This window comes from Pseudolysinimonas sp. (genome assembly GCF_031389465.1).
Lineage (GTDB): Bacteria > Actinomycetota > Actinomycetes > Actinomycetales > Microbacteriaceae > Pseudolysinimonas_A.
The window spans coordinates 1-10,177 of the sequence record NZ_JANMSQ010000073.1; the positions used below are offsets into that span (position 1 = coordinate 1).

Below are 10,177 nucleotides of genomic sequence, written 5' to 3' on the forward strand. Positions count from 1 at the left end.
GGTTGGTGGTCACGGGAGCCGTCGATCCGGCGCGTACCACTGCGGCCTCGGCGCGGTAGTAGGCCAGCAGTTCGTCCGACGAGAAGCGTGCGAAGTCGACGGCCTGCGCGGGGTTTCCGGCGGAGCGCGTCGTGCGGGGCGGAAGCACGTCGGCCCAATCGCCGAAACGCTGGCTCCAAGCGGCGGTTCCCCAGGCGTCGTTGAGGGCCTCGAGTGTCTCGTAACGGTTCTGCAGCCAGGTGCGGAATGCCGCCGCCGAGATGTCGCAGTAGCAGTGCGCGTTGTGGCACCCCAGTTCGTTGGAGACGTGCCAGAGGGCGACGGCGGGGTGAGCGCCGTAGCGCTTGACTACCGCGGTCACGAGCGCGAGCGCGTGCTCGCGGAATGTGGGGGAGCTGGGGCACCAGGCCTGACGCCCACCCGGCCAGGCGATCGTGCCGTCGGCCGCGTGCGGCAGCGTCTCGGGATGCAGACGCGCGAGCCACGGCGGGGGCGATGAGGTTCCGGTTCCGAGATTGAGGCGGATGCCGGCGTCGTGGAGCAGCTCGATGACGCGGTCGAGCCGGCTGAAGTCGAAGGGTCCGGGGGTGGGCTGCAGCAGCGCCCAGCCGAAGATGTTGATCGCGACGAGATCGACACCGAGTTCGGTCATCAGCTCGATGTCTTCGAGCCAGACCGACTCATCCCATTGCTCGGGGTTGTAGTCACAGCCGAGAGTGATGGTGCCCGTCGCCCATCCCGGAACCAGCGCGTTCTCGGCGCTGGGGGTCTGGGGAGTGCTCACAGGCGGCCCTTTCAGGTCGGGGGATCAACGTCATTGTCGCTCGCTGCCCTGATTCTGTGAGCGTGCACAGACCATCGTGCGACTCAAGGGGTGAGGGTTTTCTGTGAGCGTTCCCAGATTAGCCACGAAATCTCGCGAGTGTCAATACACTGAGCTCGTGCCACCACCCGCGTCGCGTCAGAAACGCGCCACGATCTTCGACGTGGCGGCCGAAGCCGGGGTATCGCGCGGCACCGTTTCCCGTGTTCTCAACGGTGAGCCGTACGTGTCGGCGAGGGCACGAGAAGCCATCGAGGCTGCGATCGCGAAGGTCGGCTACGTGCGCAACACGGCGGCTCGAAACCTCGCCACCCAGTCATCAGGGGCGATCGCGCTCATCGTGCACGAGCCGCACTCGGTGTTCGTCGACGACCCCAACATCGGCGCGATCCTGCTCGGCATCAACTCGTCGCTCTCGGCGGCCGACTACCAACTCGTCTCACTCATCATCGACACCGAACGGGACTCGCAGCGGGTTACGGGCTACCTCGGCGGAGGCTTCGTCGACGGCGCCATCATCGTCTCAGCGCGCGAAGGAGACCCGATCTCGAAAGCGATCGCCGACCTGCGACTGCCCGCCGTCATGATCGGTCGACCCGACAACCAGCTCCAGCTGCCGTGGGTCGGTATCGACAACCGGGGCGCGGCGAAACAGATCACGCAACGACTCAAGGCCACGGGTCGGCGTCGCATCGGGATGATCGCCGCAGGTCTCGACCGCGACAGCGGGCGCGATCGGCTCGCCGGATTCCGGGATGCCCTGGGCAAGAGCTATGACGACACCCTCGTGTCGCGCCAGAGTCTCTACACCCACGCGGCCGGAGTCGCGGGAGTGACGGAACTGCTGCTGGCCGACCCACACCTCGACGGAGTGTTCGCCGCCTCCGACGCGGTCGCCGTCGGAGCCTTGGAAGCCCTGGCCGCAGCAGGACGCCGGGTGCCGGTCGACGTCGGCGTCGTCGGCTTCGACGACAGCGCCTGGGCCCGTCGCGCACGACCCGGGCTCTCGACCATTCGGCAACCGGCCGGCGATCTCGGCGCACGAGCGGCAGAACTCGTGCTCGAACAGGTACGCACCGGCGCCACGACGGCCGACGGCGTGCTGTTGCCCACCGAAGTCGTCTGGCGAGATTCGGCCTGAGCGCCGCTCGCTGTGAACGGGTCAAAGTCCCGGCACGTACCCTGGAGCCCATGGCGACGGATGCGGCACGCGGCGAGATCCGCCAGGTGCGCCCGAAAGCGGAGGGCTGGTCGCAAAAACTCGACACCGACGGACGCCCGCTGCTGCAGTTCGCCAGCCCGAAGCGCGGTAAGCCGCCCGAGCACCTCGCCGACTTCACGCCCGAGGAACGCGCCGCGAAGATCACCGAGCTCGGGATGCCGGCCTTCCGGGCCAAGCAGATCGCGACCCACTACTTCACGCACTCGACATCCGATCCAGCCGAGATGACCGACCTGCCCGCCGCCGCACGGGCGGAACTCGTCGCCGGTCTCCTCCCGCCGCTGCTCACTGAACTGCGACGCCTCGAGACCGACAAGGGCGACACGATCAAATTCCTGTGGAAGCTGCACGACGGGGCCTTGGTCGAATCGGTGCTCATGCGTTACCCCGGCCGCATCACGCTGTGCATTTCGTCGCAGGCCGGATGCGGCATGAACTGCCCGTTCTGCGCGACCGGTCAGGCGGGGCTCACGCGCAACCTCTCGACCGCCGAAATCGTCGACCAGATCGTGCGGGCGAACCGGGTGATCGCCGACGGGCAACTCGGCGGCAAGAAGAAGACCGACCTCAGCCAGGAACGGGTGAGCAACATCGTCTTCATGGGAATGGGGGAGCCGCTCGCCAACTACGCGCGGGTGTTGCGGGCCATCCGAACGATGGTCGCCCCAGCGCCCGACGGACTCGGCATGAGCGCCCGCGGCATCACCGTCTCGACGGTGGGGCTGGCCCCGGCCATCGGCAAACTGGCGGCCGAAGGCATCCCCGTGACCTTCGCGCTTTCGCTGCATGCGCCGGACGACGAACTGCGCGACGAACTCATCCCCGTGAACTCGCGGTGGAAGGTCGACGAGGTGCTCGACGCCGCGCGCGCCTACTTCGACGCCACCAAGCGGCGGGTGTCGATCGAGTACGCGCTGATCAAAGACATGAACGATCATGGCTGGCGCGCCGATCTGCTTGGCGAGAAGCTCAACTCCCGTGGGCGCGGCTGGGTACACGTCAATCCGATTCCGCTCAACCCGACGCCCGGTTCGATCTGGACGGCGAGCGAACCCGACGTGCAGTGGGAGTTCGTGCGCAGGCTTGAGGCGATGGGCATTCCGACGACGCTGCGCGATACCCGCGGCAAGGAGATCGACGGTGCGTGCGGACAACTCGCCGCCGCCGACTGACGCCATGACTCGCACCTACGTCGTCACCGGTGCAGCGAGCGGCATCGGCCTCGCCACCTCCGCACTCCTCGTCGAGCGCGGCCACCGCGTCATCGGAGTCGACCTCCACGACACCGACGTCAATGTCGATCTCTCGACCGCCGAGGGCCGTGAGCAGCTGGTAGCGCGCGTCGCCGAGCTCTCCGACGGTCGCATCGACGCCGTCATCGCCAATGCCGGTCTCGTTGCGCCCAAAGCCATCACCGTCGCCGTGAACTACTTCGGCGCCGTCGCGACTCTGACCGGGCTCCGACCCCTACTCGCTGGCTCCGCAGCCCCGCGCGCCGTAGCAACGGCGTCGACGGCGTCGCTTCTTCCGCCCGACGACGTGCTGCTCGACGCGCTGCTCGCCGGTGACGAGACAGCCGGGCTTGCGCGCGGCACCGAACTGGAGGCCGCACGCGGCGATGCGGCCAACCTCATCTACGGCACGACGAAGCGTGCTCTCGCCCGATGGATCCGCCGAAACGCGGCGAACCCGGAGTGGGCGGGGGCGGGCATCCCGCTCAACGCCGTGGCTCCCGGGGTTGTCGAGACCCCGATGACCGCGAAGCTCACCGGCAGCGAGCAATCCCGAGCGGCCCTGATGCAGTTGGTGCCGATGCCGCTCAACGGGATCTTCCCGCCTCGCGACGTCGGCTATCTGCTCGCTTGGCTCACCAGCGAAGAGAACGCTCACCTCTGCGGGCAGGTCGTCTTCATCGACGGGGGCTCCGACGCTGTCATTCGCGGCGACTCCACCTGGTAGCCGGTGCGGTGAGGCGGGAACGAGCATCCCGTAGCGTGGGATCGTGGCGACCCGCATCTACGTGACTTCGGCCGAGGGGGGCACGGGCAAGTCGACGATCGCGGTGGGGTTGCTCGAGAACCTCAAAGGCTCGGTGGCTCGAGTCGGGGTATTCCGGCCGATTACGCGCTCGGGGCCGGACCGCGACTACGTTCTGGAGATGCTCCTCGAGCATGCGAGCGCCGACCTCACGTACGAGGAGTGCGTCGGCTCGAGCTATCACCAGGTGCACGACGATCTCGACGGCGCGTTCTCGCAGATCGTCGACCGCTTCGGCGCGATGGAGGATGCTTGCGACGCGGTCATCATCCTGGGTTCCGACTACACGGATGTGGGCTCACCGACGGAACTGGCGACCAACGCACGTATCGCCGCGAATCTCGCGGCGCCCGTGTTGCTGGTGCTGGGAGGGCGAAGCGAGGATGCCGGGTTCCGTTCGCCCGAGTCGCTGGCCGGCCTTGCGCGCGTATCGATCGACGAGCTGCAAGCCGAGCACGCCTCGGTGCTCGCCGTGATTGTCAACCGCACGGAACCGTCGGCACTCGGGGGAGTGGTCGCCGCCCTCACTGCTGACCGCCTCGAGGTTCCGGCGTGGGCCATCCCTGAGGATGCCGAGCTCACGGCGCCACTCCTTCGCCACGTACTCACCGCCGCGGAGGCGACCCTCATCTCAGGTGATGAAGCCGGGCTCGACCGGCCCGTGCGCGACACTGTCGTCGCCGCGATGTCGCTCGACAACGTTCTGCCGCGACTCACCCACGATGCGATCGTCGTCGTTCCCGCCGACCGGTCGGATGTGGTTCTCGGGGCCTTGATGGCCCATCTGTCGCCGACCTTCCCGGATCTCAGCGGTATCGTGCTCAACGGCGGCTTCGCGGTTTCACCTGCCGTGCAGCAGCTGCTCGACGGTCTCGGCGCAACTCTGCCGATCGCCACGAACTCTCTCGGCACCTTCGACACCGCGGTGCGCATCACCCACGCGCGCAGCCGCCTCGCCGCCGACAGTCCCCAGAAGTACGCCTCCGCGCTGACCCTGTTCGAACGCCACGTCGAGGTCGCCGAACTGGTGCGCCAGCTCAGTCTGCCATCGTCGCCCGTGATGACCCCCCTGCGGTTCGAGCACCTTCTGATCGAGCGCGCCCGTGCGGATCGCAAGCACATCGTGTTGCCCGAAGGCGACGACGACCGCATCCTCCAGGCTGCGGGCATCGTGTTGGAACGCGGCATCGCCGACGTCACGATCCTCGGCGACGAAGGCGCCATACGGCAGCGAGCGGGGCAATTGGGGGTGGATCTCACGGCCGCTCGGGTGATCGCGACGACCGACCCTGACCTGCACGCACGGTTCACCGACGTCTACGCAGAAGCCCGGAAGCACAAAGGCATCTCACGGCAGGCTGCCGCCGACACCGTGACCGACGGGTCGTACTTCGGAACGCTCATGGTGCACCTCGGCCTCGCCGACGGCATGGTTTCCGGAGCGCGCCACACGACGGCGCACACGATCCGGCCGGGTTTCGAGATCGTGAAGACTTCGCCGGGCGTGTCGGTCGTCTCGAGTGTGTTCCTCATGGCGCTCGCCGATCGCGTGCTGGTCTATGGCGATTGCGCCGTCATCCCGGAGCCGACGGTCGAACAGCTGGCCGACATCGCCATCTCGTCGGCGGCGACGGCGCGCCAGTTCGGCATCGAGCCGCTGGTCGCGATGCTGAGTTACTCCACCGGCGAGTCGGGATCCGGCGCCGAGGTCGACCGGGTCCGTGCCGCGACAGAACTCGTCAGGCAGCGAGCGCCCGAGTTGCCGGTGGCCGGGCCCATCCAATACGACGCCGCCGCCGACCCGACGGTGGGGGCATCGAAGATGCCGGGTTCCGACGTGGCGGGGCGGGCGACGGTCTTCGTGTTCCCCGACCTCAACACCGGCAACAACACCTACAAGGCCGTGCAGCGCTCCGCGGGTGCCGTCGCGATCGGCCCCGTGCTGCAGGGCCTTGACAAGCCGATCAACGATCTGTCCCGGGGCGCACTGGTGCGCGACATCGTGAACACCATCGCGATCACGGCGATCCAAGCCCAGGATGCGGAATGACCCGCGTTCTCGTCGTCAACGCCGGATCGTCGTCGCTCAAGTACGAGGTGCTCGAAGCTGAATCCGGTGCCTCCGTCGTCTCTGGCCTCGTGGAACGCATCGGCGACCCGGGTTCGGTCGTGCCGGATCACGCGGCCGCACTCGCCGCCGTCCTAGAAGGCCTGGATGCCGAGAGCATTGACGCGGTCGGGCACCGGATCGTGCACGGCGGCACGGTGTTCGTGCGGGCCACGGTTATCGACGACGCCGTCGAATCCGAGATCGAGCGGCTCGCGGTTCTCGCGCCGCTGCACAACCCTCCGGGGCTGGTGGGGATCCGTGCGGCGCGGGCGGTGCTGCCGTTCGTGCCTCACGTCGCGGTTTTCGACACGGCCTATCACGCGACCCTCCCGCCCGAGGCCTACACGTACGCGATCGACGCTGCGGTCGCGGCGCGGCACGGGGTTCGGCGGTATGGGTTTCACGGAACCTCGTACCGGTACGTCACTCGCCGCGCCGCCGAGGTGCTCGGCCGGCCGCTGGAGGAGCTGCGACTCGTCGTGCTGCATCTCGGCAACGGTGCCTCCGCAGCAGCCGTCGCGGGTGGGGTGAGCGTGAACACCTCGATGGGGATGACGCCGCTCGAAGGGCTCGTGATGGGAACCCGGTCGGGTGACATCGATCCTGCGGTGCTCGTGCACCTGCAGCGGGTCGGCGGGTACGACGCGGCCGGGCTCGACGATCTGCTCAACCGCTCGAGCGGGCTGAAGGGGCTTGGCGGACACAGCGACATGCGCGACCTGATCAGCGCCGTCGATCGCGGCGACCAGGCCGCGGCGCTCGCGTTCGAGGTGTATGTGACGAGGGTCCAGCGCTACATCGGCGCCTACGCCGCTGAGCTGGGCGGCATCGACGCGCTCGTCTTCACGGCGGGAGTCGGCGAAAACAGTTCGCGGGTGCGAGCCCGCGCTGTCGATCGCCTCGGCTTCCTCGGCATCGTCGTCGACGACACCCTCAACTCCACGCCATCAGTGGCCGCTCGGGTCGTCTCGCCGGCAGACTCAGCGGTCGCCGTCCTCGTCGTTCCCACCAATGAGGAACTGCAGATCGCACGCGAAACCGTGGAGGTCGTGCGCGGCGAGGCTTAATCGCGTCCATCGGGCTTCGGGGCCGCCCGTCGCCTAACTCTCGGTCGGCAAAGCGCTGAGGATGCGGGCCATCGCCGAGTCGAGACCCCACCGCTCGGCGAACGCCGACGCTGCCTCGACCTGACCGGCGGTGAGCGGTCGGATGGTGGCATCGACGGCAGGCAGAGCCAGGTTGCGCACGACATTCACGACCGCCGGGGCGACGGCGAGATAATCGGATGCGGCGAGCAGCTTCGCACGCACCGCCGGTGACAGCGCGGTGCTCGGATCAGCCGCCGCAGCGATGATGCCGTCGAGGTCGCCGAACTCCCGCAGCAGCCCCGCAGCGGTCTTCTCGCCGACGCCGGCGACGCCCGGCAGTCCGTCTGAGGGGTCGCCGCGCATCGCCGCGAACGCCGCATACTGCGTCGGAGTGATCGCGTACTTCGCCTCGATCGCGGCATCGTCGAGGATCTCGAGGTTCGCCATCCCGCGGCCCGTGTAGATCACCCGCACGTCTCGGACGTCGTCGACCAGCTGGAACAGGTCGCGGTCGCCGGTGACGACATCCACCGCCATGGTCGCCGTGGAGGCGAGGGTCCCGATGACGTCGTCGGCTTCGTGTTCCGCGGCGCCGACGATCGGGATGCCGAGCAGCCGAAGCGACTCGGCGATGATCGGGACCTGAACGGTGAGTGGGTCGGGGATCACCTCGACGTCGGGCCCTACTTCGATCACCTCGGCGACCCGGTGGGTCTTGTAGGTCGGGATGAGGTCGACCCGCCACTGCGGGCGCCAGTCGTCATCCCAGCAGGCAATGAGGTGCGTCGGCTGGAACTGGGAGACGAGGCGCGCGACGATGTCGAGCGTGCCGCGTGCGGCGTTCACGACGGTGCCATCAGGTGCGGTCACCGTATCGGGCACGCCGTAGAACGCCCGGAAGTAGATCCCGGCGGTGTCGAGCAGCATCAGCCGGTCGGTCATGACCGCCATCGTGTCACAGCGTTCAGACAGCGGTCAGACCGGGCGCGGACCCGTCCGCTCGCCGCCGCCCGCCGCGAGGCGCATGAGGTCGCTGTCGAGCCGGATGCCGGTGTCGTTGGGCGACCCGAGCTGCGTCTGGTAGCGGGAGGCGTTCCCGCGCCGCACCGCCTCGGTGACGCCCGAGGTCATGAGGGTGACCAGCTCCCGTGCGGCGCGATCGATGCGCGCCGTGAGCGCCGCATCCGCCCAGTCCTCTGGGGCAGCGAAGAGCGCCGTCGGCACAGTCATCGCGCGCAGGTAGCCGAACATCCCGCGCATCTGGTCGTCGGCGACGAGCGCGTGCCGACCGGTGCCCGCGGTCGCGGCAAGCACGACGGGAGTTCCGATGAGGGAATCGGTCTCGAGCACCTGGAAGAACGAGGTGAAGAGACCGCTCGGGCCCGCTGCGTAGACCGGAGTCGCCGCGATGATCCCATCGGCGGCGGCCACTGCATCGAGGGCCGCGCGCAAGTCGGGGCCGACGTGCTGCGACACGAGTGCGGTAGTCACCTCGGCGGCGATCTCGCGCAGGTCGATCACGCGGATGTCGACTCGCTCGTGATCGACTGAATGGCCGTTCTCGGCAGCGAGGGCAGCGACGCGCTGGGCCGTGCGGTCGGCGAGCAGCCGCGTCGACGACGGGTCGCCCGTGCCGGCGTTCACGACTACGAGGGTTTTCGTCATGATGTCTTCTCCTGTGAGCTCACCAGCGCCCGGGTGATCCGTTGCAGTTCTTCGAGGTCGGCGTCGGTCACTTCAGCGGTCATCGCCGCCGCGACATCACGGGCGTGGGCGCGGCCCACCTCGCGCTGTTGGTTGCGACCCTCGGCAGTCAGCGCGAGACGCACAACCCGCCGGTCGCCGGCATCCTCGCACCGCTCGACCAGACCGCGCACGACGAGCCGGTCGACCATCCGCGAGAGCGCCGGCTGACTGAGCAACACGCGCCGATGGAGGTCGGTGATGCGCACCGGCGCATCCGCTTTGGTGAGCGCGTAGAGCACGTCGTACTCCTTCATCGACACCTCACCCCAGATGGGCGCGGCAGCGAACGACTTCATGAAGGTCGCGTGCACCGTGAGAAGCGACTCCCAGGCGTCGTTCGCGAGACGAGCCTTGCCGGACATCAGGCCGCAGACTCGTCGGTGTCTTGGCCCGGTGAATCCTGATAGGGCGAGCCGCCGGTCACGTTGTCGCCGCGGTTCGCGTTCGGCTTCGGCTGACGCGGGGCCTCCGTGCCGTACTTGGCGGTGACGAGGCTCGCGTGGGTCGGGGCGTCCGGAACTTCTGGGTCGCGGCGAGCCGCGAGTTCACGTCGCAGCACGGGCACGACCTCGCCTCCGAGCAGTTCGAGCTGCTCGAGCACCATCGAAATCGGGAGCCCCGCGTGGTCGATGAGGAAGAGCTGCCGCTGGTAGTCGCCGAACGTGTCACGGAAGGTCAGCGTCTTGTCGATGACCTCCTGCGGGCTGCCGACCGACAGCGGGGTGCCGGCGGCGAACTGCTCCATCGTCGGGCCGTGACCGTAGACCGGTGCCTCGTTGAAGTAGGGGCGGAAATTCGTCCAGGCATCTTGCGACTTCTTCGCGATGAAGGCCTGACCGCCCAAGCCTACGATCGCCTGCTTCGCGGTGCCGTGACCGTAGTGCTCGAAACGCTGGCGGTAGAAGTCGATCAGCCGCAGGTAGTGCTCCTTCGGCCAGAAGATGTTGTTCGCGAAGAACCCGTCTCCGTAGTAGGCGGCCTGCTCGGCGATCTCGGGGGTGCGGATCGACCCGTGCCAGACGAACGGGGGAACGTCGTCGAGCGGGCGGGGTGTCGAGGTGAAGCCCTGCAGCGGCGTGCGGTATTCGCCTTCCCAGTCGACGACATCCTCGCGCCAGAGGCGGTGCAGCAGGTTGTAGTTCTCGAGTGCC

General features: G+C 68.2%; 10 protein-coding genes. 5 read left to right on the forward strand and 5 right to left on the reverse strand.

Annotated features, from left to right (window positions below; all coding sequences use genetic code 11):
• On the reverse strand, positions 1–784 hold a 784-nt coding region (locus RMO30_RS02795; protein ID WP_397427882.1), incomplete at its 3' end, for a beta-galactosidase.
• A 157-nt stretch (positions 785–941) separates the two neighbouring features.
• On the opposite strand from RMO30_RS02795, the gene RMO30_RS02800 reads away from it, so the two are divergent.
• The 5 genes from RMO30_RS02800 to RMO30_RS02820 are packed head-to-tail and all read left to right on the forward strand — an operon-like array spanning position 942 to position 7,259.
• A complete protein-coding gene (locus tag RMO30_RS02800) occupies positions 942–1,964 on the forward strand; it encodes a LacI family DNA-binding transcriptional regulator (RefSeq protein ID WP_309709220.1) in 1,023 nt (340 codons plus the stop codon).
• A gap of 50 nt (positions 1,965–2,014) precedes the next feature.
• A complete protein-coding gene (gene rlmN, locus RMO30_RS02805; protein WP_309709223.1) occupies positions 2,015–3,217 on the forward strand; it encodes a 23S rRNA (adenine(2503)-C(2))-methyltransferase RlmN in 1,203 nt (400 codons plus the stop codon).
• A gap of 4 nt (positions 3,218–3,221) precedes the next feature.
• Complete coding sequence (locus RMO30_RS02810; RefSeq protein ID WP_309709225.1) at positions 3,222–4,004, forward strand: SDR family oxidoreductase; 783 nt, start codon at positions 3,222–3,224, stop codon at positions 4,002–4,004.
• A gap of 43 nt (positions 4,005–4,047) precedes the next feature.
• A complete protein-coding gene (gene pta / locus RMO30_RS02815) occupies positions 4,048–6,132 on the forward strand; it encodes a phosphate acetyltransferase (RefSeq protein WP_309709228.1) in 2,085 nt (694 codons plus the stop codon).
• Complete coding sequence (locus RMO30_RS02820) at positions 6,129–7,259, forward strand: acetate kinase (protein WP_309709231.1); 1,131 nt, start codon at positions 6,129–6,131, stop codon at positions 7,257–7,259. Before pta ends, RMO30_RS02820 begins: the two co-directional genes overlap by 4 nt.
• Positions 7,260–7,292: 33 nt before the next feature.
• Here the strand turns inward: RMO30_RS02820 and RMO30_RS02825 are convergent, their stop codons facing one another.
• The 4 genes from RMO30_RS02825 to RMO30_RS02840 all read right to left on the reverse strand — a co-directional run.
• Positions 7,293–8,222: a 5'-3' exonuclease gene (locus tag RMO30_RS02825; RefSeq protein WP_309709234.1), complete on the reverse strand. Its 930-nt coding sequence runs from the start codon at positions 8,220–8,222 to the stop codon at positions 7,293–7,295.
• A gap of 33 nt (positions 8,223–8,255) precedes the next feature.
• Positions 8,256–8,945 (reverse strand): CE1759 family FMN reductase, encoded by a 690-nt coding sequence (locus RMO30_RS02830; protein ID WP_309709237.1) that lies wholly within the window; start codon positions 8,943–8,945, stop codon positions 8,256–8,258.
• Entirely contained in the window at positions 8,942–9,388 is a 447-nt protein-coding gene (locus tag RMO30_RS02835) for a MarR family winged helix-turn-helix transcriptional regulator (protein WP_309709240.1), read from the reverse strand. Before RMO30_RS02835 ends, RMO30_RS02830 begins: the two co-directional genes overlap by 4 nt.
• The coding region (locus RMO30_RS02840) for an LLM class flavin-dependent oxidoreductase (RefSeq protein ID WP_309709243.1) at positions 9,388–10,177 on the reverse strand (790 nt) is incomplete at its 5' end. The genes RMO30_RS02840 and RMO30_RS02835, both read right to left, overlap by 1 nt.

Bases quoted from the DNA above. Each gene is read 5' to 3' on its own strand.
- RMO30_RS02810 (WP_309709225.1), top strand. From the start codon at position 3,222: ATGACTCGCACCTACGTCGTCACCGGTGCAGCGAGCGGCATCGGCCTC.
- rlmN (WP_309709223.1), top strand. From the start codon at position 2,015: ATGGCGACGGATGCGGCACGCGGCGAGATCCGCCAGGTGCGCCCGAAA.
- RMO30_RS02825 (WP_309709234.1), bottom strand. From the start codon at position 8,222: ATGACCGACCGGCTGATGCTGCTCGACACCGCCGGGATCTACTTCCGG.
- RMO30_RS02830 (WP_309709237.1), bottom strand. From the start codon at position 8,945: ATGACGAAAACCCTCGTAGTCGTGAACGCCGGCACGGGCGACCCGTCG.
- RMO30_RS02820 (WP_309709231.1), top strand. From the start codon at position 6,129: ATGACCCGCGTTCTCGTCGTCAACGCCGGATCGTCGTCGCTCAAGTAC.
- RMO30_RS02835 (WP_309709240.1), bottom strand. From the start codon at position 9,388: ATGTCCGGCAAGGCTCGTCTCGCGAACGACGCCTGGGAGTCGCTTCTC.